Below are 18,750 nucleotides of genomic sequence, written 5' to 3' on the forward strand. Positions count from 1 at the left end.
AGGGATCCTATGAAACCAAAATACATCATCCTCGCGGCGGTATCGGCGCTGGTACTGGTGCTGGACCAGTTGAGCAAGCTCTACATCGACAGGACCATGACCCTGCACAGCTCCTATCCCGTCATAGAGGGGCTCTTCAACATCACCTATCTGCGCAACAAGGGGGCCGCCTTCGGCATCCTGGCCACTTCGAGCTACCGGCTTCCGTTCTTCCTGCTGGTCTCGAGCATCGCGGTCATCGTGATCCTGGTGGCGGTCGGCAAGCTGCGGGACGACCAGACCCTGAACGTCGCCTCTTTGTCGCTGATCTTCTCGGGAGCGCTCGGCAACATGATCGACCGGGTCCGTCTGGGCGAGGTCATCGACTTCCTCGATGTGCATTGGAAGGGGCATCACTGGCCCGCCTTCAACATCGCCGACTCCGCCATCTGCGTCGGCGTCTTCATCCTGGCCATCGACATGATCCTCGAGGAGCGCAGGGAAAAGAAGAACCCGCCCACTCAGGACGCACACTGACCGTTTCCTTTCATAAAAGGGGACTGGCTCCGCTAGGTGCCAGTCCCCTTTGTTTTTGATGAAGCTGGCGGAGCTGAGAGAAGCGTTCCGCTAAAGGGACAGGCACCTGACGGAGCCTGTCCCTTCTCCCTACCTAGCCGTTCTCCTCCAACAACCTGGTGAACAACTCCCTGATCTCGTTGGGCAGGCGTCGGGCCTTCATCTCCGGACTCACGCAGGCCAGCGTCACCTTGGCCTCCACCAGCAACTTGTCGTCTTCCTTTCTCACCACCTGCTGCGCCACCGTGAACGAGCTGTTCTTCAGCGTCGCGATCTGGGTGCGCACCACCAGCAGGTCGTCCAGCCGCGCCGGTGCGCGGAAGCTGGCGTCGATGTGGACTACCGGGAAGATGATCCCCATGTCGTGCATCTCGCGGACCGATAGCCCGTGCGTCCTGAGAAACTCCGTCCTCGCCCTTTCCATGTAGCTTATGTAGTTGGAGTGGTACACCACCCCGCCTGCGTCGGTGTCTTCGTAGTAAATACGTACTTCCAATGCGACCTCCAAAAAAAATCATTTACAGGGATAAAAGGGATAAAAGGGATAAAGGCCTTTAAGGCATAAAGGACTTGGGTCTCAAACCAAAAAATTGGGTTTTAGATCTTATCCCCTGTATCCCTTTTATCCCTGTTAATTGCCTTTGGTGTTTTCCTCGCCCAGAATCCTGCCGTACACCTCGCGCACGGCCTCGGTCACCCGCTCGTAATCCGCCATGAGCGCCTGTCCGGGGTTCTTCAACATGGGGTCGTAGCCGAGCCTCCTCGCGAGCTTGTTCAGGTATTTGAGCGGCCCGCCCAGGTCGTTCATCGAGTAGTCGTGGATGATCCTCAGCCGGTTCTCGAGGCGGCGCAGGAAGCGGTACCCTTCGGCAAGCGATTGGTAATCCGGCTCGGAAACGATGCCGAGCATGCGCATGGCATCGAGGGCTTCCAGTGAGTTGCAACTGCGGATCTCGCGGTGCTCGCAGCCGTACTTCAATTGCAGGAACTGGATGATGAACTCGACATCGACCATGCCGCCGCGACCGGTCTTGATGTTGTAGCTCCCGGTCGATTCCTTGGCGAGCTCGTTCTCCATGCGCATCCTGAGCCGGTGGATCTCCTTGCGCACGTTATCATCGGCGCTGGCGCCGTAAACCGTCTGCTCGATGACCTGCTCCACCTTTTCCTTCAGCCGCGGGTCGCCGTAGGTCACCCGCGCCTTGGTGAGCGCCTGGCGCTCCCAGATCTGTGCCTCGGTGGCGTGGTAGCTCTGGAAGGATTCCAGGGACGTGACCAGGGGGCCGGCATTCCCCGAAGGACGCAGCCTGGTGTCGATCTTGTAGGCGTACCCCTCGCGGGTCTGGGTGGTCAGCACCAGGATGATCTTCTGTCCGAGTTTCGCGAAGTACTCGCGGTTGGTGATGCTCTTCTCCCCGTCGGTGAACCCCTGCCCGTCGTAGATGTAGATGATGTCCAGGTCGGAGTGGTAGTTCAGCTCGAAACCGCCCAGTTTACCCATGGCGACGATGGCGAATGCGGCCTGATGCCTGGTGCCGTCCTCCTCGACGACGATGGGGCGGCCGAAACGGGCCAGCTCTCCGGTCGCTATGCAGCAGGCCGCGGCCAGGGTCACGTCGGCCAGGTCGGTTAGCTGCTGCGCCACCTCGGGCTGCTTCATCTTGCCGTAGATGTCGTTCATGCCGATGCGCAGGAACTCCTCGTGGCGGTAGCTCCGCATCGCGTCCAGTTGCTCCTCGAATCCGTCGGCCTGGGTGATGAAACCGTCCAGCTCCTTGGCCATGGCGGCCCGCTCCTTCTGCAGATAGGCGTAGCCGCGCGTGGTCATGCTGTCCAAAAGTTCCGGGTGGCCGATGAAGATCTTGGACAGGAACTCGGACATGCCGAACATGGAGGTGAGGAGCTTCAGGATGTCGCGGTTTTCGGCAAGCAAAGCGTAGATGGAGGAGCGGGTTCTCTGCGAGGAGAGGAAGCGTTCCAGGTTCGCGAGTGCCAGGTCGGGGTCGGGGCTGTGGAAGACCTCCTGCAGGAACAGGGGGGCGATCTTCTCCAGGGTGCGTCTGCCCTGTTCGGTCAGGTTCACCTTGGCGGGGCCGTCGCGCAGCACCAGGAGATTCTGGTAGGCGGCATCGGGGTGCTCGAAGTGGCGCTCCTCGAGCATGTCCTTGATGAGGTCCGGGTCGGCGTTGTGGTCGAAGAAGAAGTGCACCTCGGGGAGCACCTCCTCCTTGATCTTCTCGTCGCGCGACAGGAAGAGGTCGCCGTAGATGGCGGAGACGGCGCGCCGGTGCCCTTCCAGTGTCTCCCGGAACCGGTGCAACCCGTCCTTCCTGAGGTAGCCGCAGCGGCGCGCCAACGCGTGCATTTCCTCGTCCTTTCTGGGCAGGGCGTGGGTCTGTCTCTCCTGCACCACCTGGATCCGGTGCTCGACGGTACGCAGGAAGCGGTAGGCGTCGGAAAGGGCGGTGCAGTCGGCTTCCTTGATGATGCGCGCCTGGTAGAGGGTCTGCAGGGCCTTGAGCGAATTGCGCTCGCGCAGGTGCGGGTTCTTGCCGGCGTAGACCAGTTGCAGCGCCTGGATGAAGAACTCGATCTCCCTGATGCCGCCGCGGCCGAGCTTGATGTTGATCTCCCCTTCCTGGTTCCTGGCCAGGGATGCGTCGATCTTCTTCTTCATCGCCATCATGTCCTCGATCAGGTTGTAATCGAGGTAGCGGCGGTAGATGAACGGGGTGAGCGCGGCGAGGATCCGCTGGCCCAGCTCGATGGAGCCCGCGACGGGGCGGGCCTTCATCATGGCGGCGCGTTCCCAGGACTGGCCCCAGGCCTCGTAGTACACCTCGGCGGAGCGCATGGAGCTGGCGAGGTCCCCGGCCTTGCCGTCGGGCCGCAGCCCCATGTCGACCCGGAACACGAAACCGTCCTCGGTGACCTGGGAGATGGCGCGGCTCACCATTTCCGCGAGCTTGACGAAGAAGGTGTGCAGCGAGAGCTTGTTCTTGAACCCGCCGCGGCCGTCCGGGATGCCGGTGCACTCGCCCTTGTCGGAGGAGTAGAAGTAGATCAGGTCGATGTCGGAGGAGAAGTTGAGCTCCCTGCCGCCGAACTTGCCCATGCCGATGATGGTGAATTCCGCGGGGATCAACCCGTCGGGGCTGTTTTCCATCGGCGTGCCGTGCTCTTGCACCAGTTGGGTGAAGGCGGCCTCGTAGGCTAGTTGCAGCGTGGCCGCGGCCAGTGCCGACAGTTCGCCGGTGACCTCCTCCAGGGTGGCCAGACCGTTCAGGTCCCGTGCGGCGATGCGCAGCATCTCCGCGTACTTGAAGCGGCGCAGGCAGGAGAAGAGATCGGCGTAGCTGGTGCCTGTCGGGACGCGGTCGCGCAGGGCCTGCAGCATCTCGTCCTCGCTGCGGCGCTGCATGATCTCGCGCTCGATGAAGAGACGCCGCAGGTAAGAAGGGTCCCGGCAGATGATGTTGGTGAGGAAAGGGGAGGAGCCGCAGATGTTCATCAGCTGGATGGTGACTGCGCGGCGGGAGCAGATCTCCAGCAGGACCTCGCGCGGCACCACGGTGCTGATACGTTCGAAGCCGTTCAGCGCCATATCGGGAAGCGGGGTGGCGAGTGCGGCGAGCGCCAGTTCGACCAGGCGCTCGCCGGGCAGCATCTCGGAGAGGAGCCGCAGGTTTTCCACCGACCGTGCGCCATAGCTGAAGCCGACCTGTTCCAACTGGTGGGACAGATCAGCTTTGTCCGGCTCGGAGAGCGCGGACAGCAGCAGCGCGGCGAGGTCGGCGAGGCGGCTCATAGTCCGACCAGTGCCTTCAGCTCCCTCTCGTAGTCGCCGCGCACCACCCCTTTTTCAGTGATGATGCCGGTGATGTAGCGGGCGGGGGTGACATCGAAGGCGGGGTTTCTGACCTTGACGCCTTCCGGTGCGATGGTGACGCCCTGCACCTTGGTCACCTCTTCGGGGCTGCGCTCCTCGATGGGGATCTGGTCGCCGTTGGCGAGCTTCAGATCCAGGGTGGAGATCGGTGCGGCCACGTAGAACGGGATCCGGTTCTCCTTGGCGAGGACCGCGACGGAGTAGGTGCCGATCTTGTTGGCGGTGTCGCCGTTGGCCGCGATGCGGTCGGCGCCGACTACGCAGAAGTCGATCTGTCCGCTTTTCATGAGCCAGCCGGCCATGTTGTCGGAGATGAGGGTCACCGGGATGGAATCCTTCATCAGTTCCCAGGCGGTGAGGCGCGCGCCCTGGAGCCAGGGACGGGTTTCGTCCGCGAAGACGCGGATGTTTTTGCCCGCCTCGTGCGCGCCGCGGATGACGCCCAGCGCGGTGCCGTAGCCGGCGGTGGCTAAGCCCCCTGCGTTGCAGTGGGTGAGGATGGAGGCTCCCTCCTTGACCAGTGCGGCGCCGTGGCGGCCGATCTCCTTGCAGATGGCGAGGTCTTCCGCCTCGATGCTGATCGCTTCAGCCTTCAGGATTTCGCGGATCGAGTTGAGGTCGAGTTCCTTGTGCTGCAGCGCCACCCGTTTCATCCGCTCCAGTCCCCAGAACAGGTTGACCGCGGTGGGGCGGGTGCGGCCCAGGACGTCGCAGACGTTTTCGAGTTGGCGGTAGAAGGTGTCGAAGCTGTCGGCGATGATCTCGCGTGCGCCGATAGCGACACCCATGGCGGCGGCGATGCCTATGGCCGGTGCGCCACGGACGACCATGCCGCGGATGGCCTCGGCGACCCCTTTGAAGTCCGTGTACTCGTTGTAGACCTCCTCGGCCGGGAGCCGGGTCTGGTCTATCATGATCACCTTGTTGTCGCGCCACTCAATGGTTCTGAAAGACATTTATTACCTCGAAAAAACAACACCGTCGCACACGGATTTGACGGAAACGTGCGGATAAAGGCGGGTACTTCAAAAACGATTTTGGGTTAAACCAAAAACGATTGATTCTGCCTTTTCCGTTTTTTCCGTTCGATAACACCGTCGCACACGGATTTGACGGAAACGTGCGGATAAAGGCGGGTACTTCAAAAACGATTTTGGGTTAAGCCAAAAAACGATTGATTCTGCCTTTTCCGTTTTTTCCGTTCGATCCGCGTGCGATGCCGTTGACTTTGTTTTTATCCCTTCAACTTCTTCAGCAGAAGCTCGTTCACGACCGCGGGGTTGGCCTTCCCTTTGGAGGCGCGCATGACCTGGCCGACGAAGAAGCCGAAAACGGTCTCCTTGCCGCCACGGTACTGTTCGACCTGGGCCGGGTTGTTGTTTAATACTTCGTCCACCATCGCCTCGATGGCGCCGGTGTCCGATACCTGCACCAGCCCCTTCTCTTCGACGATCTTCTCCGGCGCCTTGCCCGTCTTGTACATCTCGTCGAACACGGTCTTGGCGATCTTGCCGGAGATGGTTCCTTTCTCCATCAGTTTCAACATGTCGGCCAACAGCGCCGGGGTCACCGGACAGTCGGTGATTGAGCGGTTGTTGTCCTCGTTGAGGGCGCGGGAGACCTCCCCCATGACCCAGTTGGAAACCGTCTTCGCCTGCGGGAAGCGGGCGACGGTCTCCTCGTAGTACTGCGCCAGTTCGCGGCTCGATACCAGCACCTCGGCGTCGTACTCGGGAAGCCCCAGTTCCGCGACATAGCGGGCGCGCTTAGCCTCAGGCAGTTCCGGCAGCGTGGCGCGCACGTCCTCGATCCACTGGTCCGGGATCAACACCGGAACGAGGTCCGGGTCCGGGAAGTAGCGGTAGTCGTGGGCCTCCTCCTTGCCGCGCATGGAGCGGGTGGTGCCGGTGTTCGGGTCGAAGAGGCGGGTTTCCTGGATCACCTTGCCGCCGTCGTCCAAGATTTCGGCCTGGCGCTCGATCTCGTACTCGATAGCCTGCTTGATGAACTTGAAGGAGTTGATGTTCTTAAGCTCCGCGCGGGTGCCGAAGACGGTGGAGCCGACCGGCATGAGCGACACGTTGGCGTCGCAGCGGAAGCTTCCTTCCTCGAGGTTGCCGTCGCAGATGCCCAGGTACATGACGATCTGGTGCAGCTTCTTGAGGTAGGCGATGGCCTCGTCCGGCGAGCGCATGTCCGGCTCGGAGACGATCTCCAGAAGGGGCGTGCAGGCGCGGTTCAGGTCGACGCAGGAATCGTCCACCCCGGGGATGTCGGCGTGCACCAGCTTGCCGGCGTCCTCCTCCATGTGGATGCGGGTGATGCCGATCCGCTTCGTTTCCCCGTCCACCTCGATGTCCAGGTGACCGTGCTGGCAGATGGGGAGGTCGAACTGGCTGATCTGGTACCCCTTGGGGAGGTCCGGGTAGAAGTAGTTCTTCCTGGCGAAGACGTTTCTCTGGGTGATGGAGCAGTTGGTCGCGAGTCCGGCGCGGATGGCGTTTTCCACCACCTGCTTGTTGAGGACCGGGAGTGCGCCGGGGAAGCCGAGGCAGACCGGGCAGGTCTGGGAGTTCGGCTCGGCGCCGAAGCGGGTCGAACAGCCGCAGAAGATCTTGGTGTTGGTGGTGAGCTGGGTGTGCACCTCAAGCCCGATGACAACCTGATATTTCATAGATAGCTCCGACAGAGTTGTTTTCTGTGTGATGCTGCCCCCCTCCCGACCTCCCCCCTCCTGGGGGAGGAGTTAACTCTCGCCCAAGCGTGGGAGTTGCTACTCCCTCCCCCGGAGGGGGAGGGCTGGGGAGGGGGGAAAGGCTAAAGCGGCGCCTTCTTCAGGTGCCACTGGGTCTCCTTCTCGAACGCGTAGGCGGTGGAGAGGATGGTGGCTTCACCGAACGGCTTGCCGATCAGCTGCAGGCCGATGGGAAGACCGGCGGCGCTGAAACCGGCCGGGATGCTGATGCCGCAGGTGCCCGCCAGGTTCACCGGAATGGTGAAGATGTCGGAAAGGTACATCTGCAGCGGGTCGGCCAGTTTCTCCCCGATCTTGAAGGGGGGCGTCGGCGCGATCGGGGTCAAGAGTACGTCCACCTCGTTGAAGGCGTTCAGGAAATCCTGCATGATCAGGGTCCTGACCTTCTGGGCCTTGACGTAGTAGGCGTCATAGTAGCCGGAGGAGAGGGCGTAGGTCCCGAGCATGATCCTTCTCTTCACCTCGGAGCCGAAGCCCTCGGCGCGGGTCTTGGCGAACATCTCCTTCAGGCCGCGCGCGTCCTCGGCGCGGTGCCCGAAGCGGACGCCGTCGTAGCGTGCCAGGTTGGAGCTCGCCTCGGCGGTGGCGATCAGGTAGTAGGTGGCGACGGCGTATTCGGTGTGCGGCAGGCTCACCTCGCGCATCTCGGCGCCCAGGCTCTTGTAGAGGGCGATCGCCTCGTCCATGGCGCGCTTCACGTCGGGGTCGAGACCCTCGATGAAGTACTGCTTCGGGAGACCGATCTTCAGCCCCTTGACGCCCGTGGCAAGCCCGGCGACGTAGTCGGGGACCGGGGTGTTGACCGAGGTGGAGTCTTTGGGGTCGTGCCCGGCAACGGCACCCAAAAGGAGCGCGGCGTCGGTGACGTCACGGGTGAGCGGCCCGACCTGGTCCAAGGACGAGGCGTAGGCGATCACGCCGTAGCGGGAGACGCGGCCGTAGGTGGGCTTCAAACCGACACAGGAGCAGTGCGAAGCGGGCTGGCGGATGGAGCCGCCGGTGTCGGTGCCGAGGGTCGCGGTCGCGGTGCGCGCGGCGATGGCGGCGGCGGAACCGCCGGAGGAGCCGCCCGGGGTGCACTCGAGGTTCCAGGGGTTCTTCACCGGCCCGAAGTAGGAGGACTCGTTGGAGCTTCCCATGGCGAACTCGTCCTGGTTCAGCTTGCCCACGATGACTGCGCCCTGCTCCTTGAGCTTGGCGACCGCGGTGCCGTCGTAGGGGGGGACGAAGTTTTCCAGGATGCGGGAGCCGCAGGTGGTGCGGATCCCCTTGGTGATGAAGATGTCCTTGAGGCCGACGGGAATGCCGGTCAAGGGGGCGATGTCGCCGGCGGCGATGCGCTTGTCTGCCGCTTCCGCCTCGACCAGTGCCTGCTCCGGGGTGACCGTGATGTAGGCGTTCACCTGGCCGTCAACCGCCTCGATGCGATCCAGCATGGCGCGGGTCGCCTCGACGGAGGAGACCTCCTTCGCCTTAAGCTTCTCGTGCAGCTCGTGTATGGTAAGGTCGAAAATTTCCATTAAAGACTCCGATCTCAAAGTTGTCGGACTAGTCCGACTAGTCCGACCAGTCTGACTGGTCCGACAGCTATTCTATTACCTTCGGCACCCTGAAAAAGCTCTCCGCGCGCTGCGGCGCGTTGGCGAGGGCGGCTTCCACGCCGATCGAGTCGGCGGGCTGGTCGGGGCGGAAGGCGTTTTCCATCGGCACCGCGTGCGAGGTCGGTACGATCCCCTCGGTATCCAGTGCGTTCAGCTTCTCGACGTAGGCGAGGATGCCGTCCATCTGTCCGGTGAAGGTGTCCAGCTCGCTGTCGGAAAGCTCCAGTCGGGCCAGCCTGGCTACGTGCTCCACCTCACTTCTCGTGATCTTCATACCTGCTCCAAATGCGCCCACGGAGGGGCGTCCTGACGTTAAAAGTGTCCCCGGTTATTATCATGAAAGGGCTGAAAAGGCAACGGGAGCTAGTCCGGGAGCACCAGCCCCGCATCGACGACGTTGGACGGCGCGCTTTCGACGGTCTGGCCGTCGACGGTGGCGACGCTGGTCACGGCGTAGCTGTAGGTTTTTCCCAGGATCACTTCCTGGTCCTGGAAGGTGTTGCCGGTCAGCGGCGCCTTGTTGAGCGGGGCGAGCGGCATCGGCTCTCCCTTTTTGCTCCGGTACACGTTGTAGCCGGCAGCGCTTCCCTGTTCCGGAGGAAGCCCCACGAAGTTCAGTGTCACCTCGTTGGGCGAGCCCGCCGCCTCCAGCACCGGGGGGAGGGGAGGGGTGACCGCCGTACGCCGCACCTTGTTGGAATCCTTGCTCTGCGCGCCGCTTTTGGTGAAGGAGCGCACCTTGTACTGGTAGGTCTGACCCTTCTTGAGGTCGAAGTCGTCGTAGATCCAGAGGCTCCCCACCTGGCGCACACCTTCGGGGAGCTCGAGATCGACCCGCACCAACTGCTTGTACGCGCTCGGGCACTCCTCGCAGTCCTCAGCCGGCGGAAGCACGTTGCGCCGGAAAAGCAGGAACCCCGCCAGGTCTTCCAGCTTGCCTCCCTTTTCCTGCTTCCCCGGGCCGGTCCAGCTTACCTGGAATTCGCCCCCCTTCTGGGGAGCGGCCAGCGTGGTGATCGGCGCCGGGACCAGCGCCTCGGGGGGAATCAGTTGTCCTCTCTTGCCGCACCCCGGCACAAGCGCGAGCGACGCGACCAGGAACAGGGGGGGCAGGAATCTACGCACGATCGCCACGGTTTAACGCCCTTCCTTGGCGCGTTCGATCTCGGCCTTGACCCGCTCCAGCGCGGTGCCGCCGGTTGCGCGGCGGGCGTTGACCGAGGCCTCCAGCGTGATGGAGCCGAAGATGTCGTCCTCGATGCGGTTGGAGAAGATCTGCCACTCGGCCAGGGAGAGTTCCGGGATGTCCATCTCGTTCTCGATGCAGTAGCGGACCGCCTTGCCGACGATCTCGTGGGCGTCGCGGAACGGGATTCCCTTTCTCACCAGGTAGTCGGCCACGTCGGTCGCGGTGGAGAAGCCGGCGCCGGCGGCCACCTTCATGCGCGCCTCGTTCACCTTCATCTCGCGCACCATGTCGGCGAAGATCTTGAGCGAGCCCTTCACGGTGTCGATGGTGTCGAACAGCGGCTCCTTGTCCTCCTGCATGTCCTTGTTGTAGGCGAGCGGGAGCGATTTCATCAGGGTAAGAAGGGACATGAGGTTCCCGTAGACCCGGCCGGTCTTGCCGCGCACCAGTTCGGGGACGTCCGGGTTCTTCTTCTGCGGCATGATGGAGGAACCGGTGCAGAAGGAGTCGGAGAGGTCGACGAACTTGAACTCGCTGGTGGACCAGAGGATCAGTTCCTCGGCGAAGCGGGAGAGGTGCATCATCAGGATCGAGGACGCCCCGCAGAACTCGATGGCGAAGTCGCGGTCGGAGACCGAGTCGAGCGAGTTCCTGGTCACCTCGGGGAAGTCGAGCAGTTCCGCCACGTACTCGCGGTCGATGGGGAAGGTGGTTCCGGCCAGCGCGCCGGCGCCCAGCGGCAGCACGTTGGTGCGCTTCAGGCAGTCTTCCATGCGCCCCTTGTCGCGCTTGAGCATCTCGTGGTAGGCCATCATGTGGTGCGAGAAGAGGATCGGTTGTGCCGTCTGCAGATGGGTGAAGCCAGGCATCATGACGCCGAGGTTCTGCTCCGCCTGGTAGATGAGCGCGTCGATGAGGAGGTCGATGTAGGCGGAGATCTCCACCAGTTCGTCCCTGAGGTAGAGGCGGATGTCCAGCGCCACCTGGTCGTTTCTGGAGCGGCCGGTATGGAGCCTCTTGCCCGCGTCGCCGATCTTTTCGGAGAGGCGCGCCTCGATGTTCATGTGGATGTCTTCCAGGGAGACCGAGAAGTCGAAGTCGCCCGCCTCGATCTTGTCCAGGATTTCCCGGAGGCCGTGCACGATCTGCTCGACGTCCTGGAGCGGGATGATGCCCTGCTTGCCCAGCATGGTGGCGTGGGCGATGGAGCCGCGGATGTCCTGGTGGTACAGGCGCTTGTCGAAGTTGATGGAGGCGGTGAACTCTTCTACGAACTTGTCGGTGGGCTGGGTGAAACGGCCACCCCACAGTTTGTCTTTGGACATGTCTTTCGGTCTCCTGCTGCTGGTTTTTTATAGAACTGCAACTTCTGTAACGCAAAGGCGCCAAGGCGCGAAGCCGCAAGGGAAAAGCCGTGAGGTTTAGCCGTCAAAAGTTTTCCTGATTGGCGACTCTCTTCCGCGATCTCCCACTCCCCCCTTTGCGAAGGGGGGGCGGGGGGGATTTGCCTTTCCCGAACCTAGAGCAAATCCCCCTAAATCCCCCTTCGCAAAGGGGGACTTTTACCCGCGGAACCTTGTGACTAATCGGGAAAGCCCTTACTTTGCGTCTCTGCGCCTCCGCGTCTTCGCGTTGAATGCTTTTTAAAGTACCTGCCCCGCACCGTCGCCCGCCTTGATCCACCCCTCATCGGTCCAGCGTTGCACCGTGTGCACTTTGAGCGGCACCCGGGAACTCCTCGGGTCGAGCTCGTGGTAGAGCGGCAGGTTGAAGTAGAAAAGCCTGGTCCCGGTGCCGAACCTCAACCGGCAGATCGGCGCACCATCGAAGTCGTCGCTGGCGAACTCCCGCTCCTGGACCAGGGACATTTTGTGGCGCGCGCTGATGGCCACAAACGATACGCCGTAGCAGCTCTGGCAGCGCACCCCCTCGATCTCACTCTCGTCGGAGCAGTTGCCGAAGACTGTGACCGTCTCGCGCACCCCCGGGGTATCCTCGAGGTGCTCGCCGTAGAAGCCGGTCAGCACGTCCCGGTAGGCACTGTGCTCGGGCTTTGGGTTGCACTGGATCACGAAGAGGGCGTCCAGCGACTGCCTCATGGTGAAGAAGAGCCGGTTGGCGTGATCGATGATCTGCTTGATGTTGGAGGAGTAGAGGTCCCGGTAGAGGTAATCAAGGCAGATGATCGTCATGAAGTTGAAGCAGGCCGGCTCGCCGCGGAACAGGTAGAAGTGGCGCCCGCGGTACAGGTCGTGGTCCTTGTCCAGGAACTCCTCGCCGCGGAAGGGGTGCGTCTTCGCCTCCAGGAAGACCCTGAGGCGGCCGCTGGTTTCCTTGATGGCGATGCAGCACCAGTTGACCGGCATACTCAGGATGTCGCCCGAGTCGATGTCCCGCTCGACGCACTCCAATGCCTCGGCGTTGTCCTCCCGGAACCGGGTCAAGAGCGCCCGGTACTGCTCCAGCCGGATCTGCTCCAGGCCGAACATGGTCACCGTGTCGTTGCGGAAGCGTTCCCCGATCACCTCGAGCAGGTCGTCGAACCGGGACACGGGAATCGAAGTCTCCGGGAACATCAGGAAGTGCAGCCGCTTCAGGTTTCCCGCACCGTCGGCCACCAAGTCGAGAACGCTGCGCACCATGTGCCACTGATCTTCCGGGTTCACCAGCGAGAACAGGTGCTCGCGGCGCTGCAGCCGGTTCGGGATCTGCGCGATGAGGCAGTGCAGGTGATGACCCAGAGGGAAATCGAGCTGGACGTGTTTCTCGACGATCTTGACCAAGCGTAACCCCAATTGACAATGGAAAATTGACAATTGACAACTAACACCCGGAGACAAGTGTCAATTGTCAACACGCAGCGTTTTGCCAGTACGAAGTGGCAGGTAGCCGTATCGTTGTCAATTGCCAATCGTCAATTGTCAATTGGTTTCAAAGATCTTACTCAGGATGAAGCGGGCGCCGGCCGGGATCTTGTACCTCTCCAACTCGGCCGGCTCGACCCAGCGGGCCTCAGCCACTTCGTCCTTGTTGTGGTTCACGTCGCAGTAAAGCGGCGTGCAGCGGTAGTAGATGATGATGAAGTGGTAGTTGTCCTCGCCCGGCGTCACGTGCTCAAAGACGTCGATCAACTCGCCCACTTCCACTTCGAGGCCGACCTCTTCCCAGACCTCGCGCTTGAGCGCCGCCACGATGGGCTCGCCCAGGTCGATCTTCCCCCCCGGCATCACCCATTCCCCCTGAAACGGGGGGATGTTCCTCTTGGTGAGGAGCACCCTGCCATCGGTATCGATGATCACGGCGACCACCGAAGTGACTATGTGGCTGGCCTTGAAACCGTTTTGCTCCATATAAGCGGATAGGGGCACGAAAGCCTCGTGCCCCTATGAGCCTCCTCTACTGCAGTCGGAACTACTTGTTCTTGTTGGCCAACATCAGGGAACGGATCCTGAGCCTCAGCGAGTTCAGCTTGATGAAGCCTTCGGCGTCCGCCTGGTTGTAGACCTGGTCCTTCTCGAAGGTCGCGAAGTCGAGGTTGAACAGGGAGTCGCTCTCGGACTTGCGGCCCACGGTGCGCACGTGCCCTTTGTAGAGCTTGAGACGGGCGACGCCGTTCACGGTCTTCTGGGAGTCGTCGATCAGGCACTGCATCATCTCGCGCTCCGGGGAGAACCAGTAGCCGTTGTAGATCATCTCCGCGTAGCGCGGGATCAGGGAGTCACGCAGGTGCATGACTTCGCGGTCCATGGTGATCTGCTCGACCGCCATGTGGGCTTCGCGCAGGATGGTGCCGCCCGGGGTCTCGTACACGCCGCGGGACTTCATGCCGACCGAGCGGTTCTCCAGGAGGTCGACGCGGCCGATGCCGTGCTCGCCGCCGATGGTGTTCAGGTGCGCGAGCAGCTGCGCCGGGGTCATGCGCACGCCGTCGACGGCTACCGCGTTACCCTTCTCGAACTCGATCTCGACGTACTGCGGCTTGTTGGGCGCCTTTTCCGGAGCCTTGGTGAGCACGAACATGTTCTCGGGCGGCTCGAGCCAGGTGTCCTCCAGGATGCCCCCTTCGAAGGAGATGTGCAGCAGGTTGCGGTCGGAAGACCAGGGGCGCTTCTTGGTGATCGGGATCGGGATGTCGTTGCGCTTGGCGTAGTTGATGAGCGCCTGGCGGGAGTTGAGTTTCCACTCCCTCCACGGTGCGACGACGGTGATGGCCGGGTTGAAGTGGTAGTAGGCCAGCTCGAAGCGGACCTGGTCGTTGCCCTTGCCGGTGGCGCCGTGGGAGACCGCGTCGCACCCTTCGATCTTGGCGATTTCCATCTGGCGCTTGGCGATCAGCGGGCGCGCGATGGAAGTGCCCAGCAGGTAGGAGCCCTCGTAGATCGCGTTGGCGCGGAACATCGGGTACACGAAGTCGCGCACGAACTCTTCGCGCAGGTCGTCGATGTACACCTTGTCGGCGCCCGTCTTGAATGCCTTCTCGCGCACCGGCTCCAGCTCGTCGCCCTGGCCTAAATCTGCGGAGAACGTCACCACCTCGCAGCCGTACTCGTTTTTGAGCCACTTGAGGATGATGGAGGTGTCAAGCCCGCCCGAGTAGGCGAGGACGATCTTTTTCACTTCTTTCTTTGCCATGGGTTCTCCTTATGCGTTGTTTTGTACTAGTTCTTCCAGGACAGGCAGCAGGTCCTTTTGCAATTCAGGCAGATCTTCTTGTACGGCGCTCCAGACGATTTCCAGAGCGATGCCGAAGTATTCATGTATGAGTTTGTCCCGCATTCCGGCAATCATGCGCCAGGGGAACGCCGGGGTATCTGCTCCGGATTTCCTCATCTATATGCGTGGCAGCTTCCCGAGAATCTCGAAACCGCGTGTTACGGCGTAGATGGTTTTTTTGTCGTTGCAGAACTCCTCATAGTTCATGCCTTGGGTGAACTCGAGGATGCTTTGCATCGCATCACTCATGTCGACCAGGTAGTCTCTGATATCCCTGGGGCAAGACATACTGGACTTCTCGGAGGATGACCCTGCCGATATACGGCTTGAGGGCTTTACGCGAAACGAGGTCCACCTTCGTGCCGCCGAACAACTCTTCGAGGTGGTACTCGAGCCTCATGAACTTCATCAGCCCGATAGGGCGGCTGAAGTCGACGAGGACATCGACGTCGCTGTCCTCGCGGGCTTCGCCCCTGACCACCGAGCCGAAAACACCGATTTCGGCGACGCCGTACTCCTCGGCAAGCTCGGTCTTGTGGTCCCGGATGATCTCTTTGATCTCGTTCAGAGGTTTCACTTCAAAGCCTCCTTCAGCTTTGAAACTACTTCATCAGTGTGGCCATGATGGCCTTCTGCACGTGCAGGCGGTTTTCGGCTTCGTCCCAGACGGCGGAGTGGGGACCTTCGATCACCTCGTCGCTGATCTCCTCGCCGCGGTGCGCCGGCAGGCAGTGCAGCACCATGGCGTTCCCCTTGGCGAGATCGAGCAGTTCCTCGTTCAGCTGGTAACCGGCGAAGGCCTTCTCGCGGATCTTCTGCTCCTCTTCCTGCCCCATGCTGGCCCAGACGTCGGTGTTCAAGACGTCGGCGTCCTTGGCGGCCTCCTTGGGGTCGCGGGTGATCACGATCTTGGAGGAGCCGTTGGCCTTGGCCCAGGCGAGTACCTGCGGGTTGGGATCGTACCCTTCCGGGCAGGCGAGGGTCAGGTCGAAGCCGAAGATGGCGGCGGCCTCGATCCAGGAGTTGGCCATGTTGTTGCCGTCGCCGATCCAGGCGAACTTGAGCCCGTCGTAGCTACCCTTGTGCTCGATCACGGTGAACACGTCGGCCATGATCTGGCAGGGGTGGTGCAAATCGGTGAGGCCGTTGATGATCGGGATGGAGGCGTACTTGGCGAACTCCTCGACGGTTTCCTGGGCGAAGGTGCGGATCATGACGCCGTCGCAGTAGCGCGCCATGACGCGGGCGGTGTCCTTGATCGGCTCGCCGCGACCCATCTGGGAGTCCTTGCTGGAGATGAAGAGCGGGTGCCCACCCAACTGGTACATGCCGACCTCGAAAGAGATCCTGGTGCGGGTCGAGGACTTTTCGAAGATCATGGCCAGCGTCTTTCCCTTGAGGAGGTGGTGCTCCTCGCGGTTCTTGGTCTTTGCTTTGAGCTCCTTGCACAGGGCAAACATGGCATCAAGTTCAGCCTTGGTGAACTGGCTCAGCGCCAGGAAGTCTTTTTTCATATTCGCTGGTTCTCGCTTCCTAAGTTGATAGCCGACAATGCGGCTTTGCTACGCTTTATGTCCACACTCCCTCTCCCCCTGGGCGAGGGGAGCAAAACTCTCGCCCCCGGAGGGGGAGGGCTGGGGAGGGGGTAGTTGTTGGTGCGAAACCTTCCCCCCTCCCGGCCTCCCCCCTCCGGGGGGAGGTGGGTGGACAGCGAGGGAGGTCGGCGCTTACAGTTCGGCCAAGATCTCCGTCAGCGTGGCGATCATCTCGTCCACTTCCTTCTTCCCGACGATGAGCGGCGGGACGAAGCGGAGCACCTTCTCCTGGGCGCAGTTTAAGAGCAGCCCGCGGGAGAGGGCGGTCTTGACGATGTCGCCGCCGGGGATGGCCAGCTCCACGCCGATCATGAGGCCGATGCCGCGCACCTCGGTGATCAGGGTGGGGAACTTCTTGCCCAGCGCCTCCAGTTCGCCCATCAGGTACTCGCCGATTTCCTCGGTGTGGTTCAGGATCCCTTCTTCCTGGATGGCGCGTACCGTGGCCACCGCGGCCGCGGTCACCAGAGGGTTGCCGCCGAAGGTGGAACCGTGGGTGCCCGGGGTGAAGGATTCCGCCAGTTTGTCGGTGGCGAGCATGGTGCCGATCGGGGCTCCGCCGGCCAGCGCCTTGGCGAGGGTCATGATGTCCGGGGTGATGCCGAAGTGCTCGTGGGCGAACATCTTGCCGGTGCGCCCCATCCCTACCTGGACCTCGTCGAAGATGAGGATCAGGTTGTTCTCGTCGCAGATCTTGCGCACTTCCTGGAAGTAGGAAGCATCGGGGACGACCACGCCCCCCTCGCCCTGGATCGGCTCCAGCATGACGGCGCAGGTGCCCGGCCCGATGGCATCCCTGAGGGCCTGGGCGTCGTTGAAGGGGATGTGGCGGAAGCCGTGCAGGAGCGGATCGAAGAACTTCTGCACCTTCTCCTGGCCGGTGGCCGAAACGGTCGCCATGGTGCGGCCGTGGAACGAGGAGATGGCGGTGATGATCTCGTAGCGGTCAAGGCCGTATTTCTCGCGGCTGTACTTCCTCGCCAGCTTGATGGCCGCCTCGTTTGCCTCGGCGCCAGAGTTGCAGAAGAAGGCCTTGTTGGCGAAGGAGAGGTTGCACAAAAGCTCGGCCAGTTCGATCTGGGTCGGGATGTGGTAGTAGTTCGAGCAGTGGATCAGTTCCGCCGCCTGTTTGGCGAGTGCCGCCGTGACCTTCGGGTGGCAGTGACCCAGGTTGTTGACGGCGACCCCGGCCAGGAAGTCGAGGTAGCGTTTGCCGTCCGCGTCCCAGAGGTAGCACCCCTCGCCCTTCACCGGCACCAGCGGGTACCTGCCGTACGTCTTCATGATGTATTTGTCAGCCTTTTCTATCCAGGCAGATGAATTCATAAAACCTCCAAAACCGGTTCAACGAAAACCGGTTCAACGTTCAATGTTCAACGTTCGAGGGAGGACCTCCTTCACAGCAATTTCACCGTGACGGCGCCGTACCGGTCGGTTGGCTATGGGCAAGACCCATGTCGAACCTTGAACGTTGAACGTTGAACGGCCGTTAAGGCCGTTAGGCCTGTATCTCCGTCCCAATCCCCACGTTGGTGAAGATCTCCAGAAGGATGGCGTGCTCGATGCGGCCGTCGACGATGTGGGCCTTCTTGACACCGGCAGCGAGCGCGTCGGTGCAGCAGGTCACTTTCGGGATCATGCCGCCGGTGACGGTGCCGTTGTCGATCAAGGCGGGGACATCGGCGAGCGGGATGCTGGAAAGAAGCTCCCCTTGCTTGTCCTTCACGCCGGAGACGTCGGTCAAAAGGATCAGCTTCTCCGCGCCCAGCGCCGCGGCAACCTTGCCGGCCACCACGTCCGCGTTGATGTTGTAGCTCTGCCCGTCACGTCCCACGCCTACCGGCGCGATCACCGGGATGAAACCACCCTTCTCCAATGCCTGCAAAATGGCGGGGTTCACTTCGACGACATCGCCCACGAAGCCGATGTCGACCATCTCGACCCCGCCGTCCTCTCGTCGGACTTCCTGGAGCAGTTTCTCGCAGAGCAGGAGACTCCCGTCCTTGCCGGAAAGGCCGGCGGCACGGCCGCCGTGCTGGTTGATGTAGCCGACCACCTCGCGGTTCACCTGGCCGGTAAGCACCATTTCGACGACACCCATGGTTTCCGCATCGGTGACGCGCATCCCTTTCACGAACTCGGACACTATACCGTAGCGCTTCAGTGTCTCGTTGATCTGCGGGCCGCCGCCGTGCACTACCACGGTGTTGATGCCGATGTATTTGAGCAGGATGATATCAAGGGCAAAAGACTTTCTCAGCTTTTCTTCTGCCATGGCGTGGCCGCCGTACTTGATGACGATGGTCTTCCCCGAGAAGCGTCTGATATAGGGAAGGGCCTCCATGAGAGTGCTGGCTTTTTCTATGAGATGCTGCATAAGTGCCTCTTATAGCGTTAATTAGGGCATAGAAAGACGTAATATAGCAGATAGGGGGAAATAATCAACTTCAAAG

General features: G+C 61.7%; 17 protein-coding genes. 1 reads left to right on the plus strand and 16 read right to left on the minus strand.

Translation table 11 applies throughout. From position 1 onward, the window contains the following. Nucleotides 1-9: 9 nt before the first annotated feature. Nucleotides 10-516: a signal peptidase II gene (gene lspA, locus KP004_RS00460; protein ID WP_216800446.1), complete on the plus strand. Its 507-nt coding sequence runs from the start codon at nt 10-12 to the stop codon at nt 514-516. A gap of 133 nt (nt 517-649) precedes the next feature. Here lspA and ybgC read toward each other — a convergent pair whose 3' ends face one another. From ybgC to argB, 16 genes are all read right to left on the minus strand, one after another. Beyond that, a complete protein-coding gene (ybgC, locus tag KP004_RS00465) occupies nt 650-1,051 on the minus strand; it encodes a tol-pal system-associated acyl-CoA thioesterase (RefSeq protein ID WP_216800447.1) in 402 nt (133 codons plus the stop codon). Nucleotides 1,052-1,186: 135 nt separating this feature from the next. Next, nucleotides 1,187-4,363 (minus strand): bifunctional [glutamate--ammonia ligase]-adenylyl-L-tyrosine phosphorylase/[glutamate--ammonia-ligase] adenylyltransferase, encoded by a 3,177-nt coding sequence (glnE, locus tag KP004_RS00470; protein ID WP_216800448.1) that lies wholly within the window; start codon nt 4,361-4,363, stop codon nt 1,187-1,189. Further along, complete coding sequence (mtnA, locus tag KP004_RS00475) at nt 4,360-5,400, minus strand: S-methyl-5-thioribose-1-phosphate isomerase (RefSeq protein WP_216800449.1); 1,041 nt, start codon at nt 5,398-5,400, stop codon at nt 4,360-4,362. Before mtnA ends, glnE begins: the two co-directional genes overlap by 4 nt. A gap of 278 nt (nt 5,401-5,678) precedes the next feature. Next, on the minus strand, nt 5,679-7,118 hold the full coding sequence (gene gatB / locus KP004_RS00480; RefSeq protein ID WP_216800450.1) for an Asp-tRNA(Asn)/Glu-tRNA(Gln) amidotransferase subunit GatB: 1,440 nt from the start codon (nt 7,116-7,118) through the stop codon (nt 5,679-5,681). Between the two features lie 143 nt (nt 7,119-7,261). Then, a complete protein-coding gene (gene gatA, locus KP004_RS00485; RefSeq protein WP_216800451.1) occupies nt 7,262-8,719 on the minus strand; it encodes an Asp-tRNA(Asn)/Glu-tRNA(Gln) amidotransferase subunit GatA in 1,458 nt (485 codons plus the stop codon). Nucleotides 8,720-8,786: 67 nt separating this feature from the next. After that, a complete protein-coding gene (gatC, locus tag KP004_RS00490; protein WP_216800452.1) occupies nt 8,787-9,074 on the minus strand; it encodes an Asp-tRNA(Asn)/Glu-tRNA(Gln) amidotransferase subunit GatC in 288 nt (95 codons plus the stop codon). Nucleotides 9,075-9,163: 89 nt separating this feature from the next. Continuing rightward, nucleotides 9,164-9,925, minus strand: a complete 762-nt coding sequence (locus KP004_RS00495; protein ID WP_239026888.1) for a fibronectin type III domain-containing protein — start codon at nt 9,923-9,925, stop codon at nt 9,164-9,166. A gap of 12 nt (nt 9,926-9,937) precedes the next feature. Further along, nucleotides 9,938-11,314 carry an argininosuccinate lyase gene (gene argH / locus KP004_RS00500; RefSeq protein ID WP_216800454.1) on the minus strand — a complete coding sequence of 459 codons (1,377 nt, stop codon included), beginning with the start codon at nt 11,312-11,314 and terminating at the stop codon, nt 9,938-9,940. Nucleotides 11,315-11,632: 318 nt separating this feature from the next. Next, complete coding sequence (locus KP004_RS00505) at nt 11,633-12,772, minus strand: hypothetical protein (RefSeq protein ID WP_216800455.1); 1,140 nt, start codon at nt 12,770-12,772, stop codon at nt 11,633-11,635. Nucleotides 12,773-12,910: 138 nt separating this feature from the next. Beyond that, on the minus strand, nt 12,911-13,339 hold the full coding sequence (locus KP004_RS00510) for an NUDIX domain-containing protein (RefSeq protein WP_216802317.1): 429 nt from the start codon (nt 13,337-13,339) through the stop codon (nt 12,911-12,913). Between the two features lie 61 nt (nt 13,340-13,400). Then, on the minus strand, nt 13,401-14,621 hold the full coding sequence (locus KP004_RS00515) for an argininosuccinate synthase (RefSeq protein WP_216800456.1): 1,221 nt from the start codon (nt 14,619-14,621) through the stop codon (nt 13,401-13,403). 9 nt (nt 14,622-14,630) lie between these two features. Next, entirely contained in the window at nt 14,631-14,819 is a 189-nt protein-coding gene (locus KP004_RS00520) for a HepT-like ribonuclease domain-containing protein (RefSeq protein ID WP_216800457.1), read from the minus strand. Nucleotides 14,820-14,943: 124 nt separating this feature from the next. Further along, a complete protein-coding gene (locus KP004_RS00525) occupies nt 14,944-15,279 on the minus strand; it encodes a nucleotidyltransferase family protein (protein ID WP_216800458.1) in 336 nt (111 codons plus the stop codon). A 25-nt stretch (nt 15,280-15,304) separates the two neighbouring features. Beyond that, nucleotides 15,305-16,216 (minus strand): ornithine carbamoyltransferase, encoded by a 912-nt coding sequence (gene argF / locus KP004_RS00530; RefSeq protein WP_216800459.1) that lies wholly within the window; start codon nt 16,214-16,216, stop codon nt 15,305-15,307. Nucleotides 16,217-16,429: 213 nt separating this feature from the next. Further along, nucleotides 16,430-17,623, minus strand: coding sequence for an acetylornithine transaminase (locus KP004_RS00535; RefSeq protein ID WP_216800460.1), 1,194 nt, complete (start codon nt 17,621-17,623; stop codon nt 16,430-16,432). Between the two features lie 172 nt (nt 17,624-17,795). Continuing rightward, entirely contained in the window at nt 17,796-18,674 is an 879-nt protein-coding gene (argB, locus tag KP004_RS00540) for an acetylglutamate kinase (RefSeq protein ID WP_216800461.1), read from the minus strand. Between the last annotated feature and the right edge of the window lie 76 nt (nt 18,675-18,750).

The sequence above is a fragment of the Geomonas oryzisoli genome (assembly GCF_018986915.1).
GTDB classification, from domain to species: domain Bacteria; phylum Desulfobacterota; class Desulfuromonadia; order Geobacterales; family Geobacteraceae; genus Geomonas; species Geomonas oryzisoli.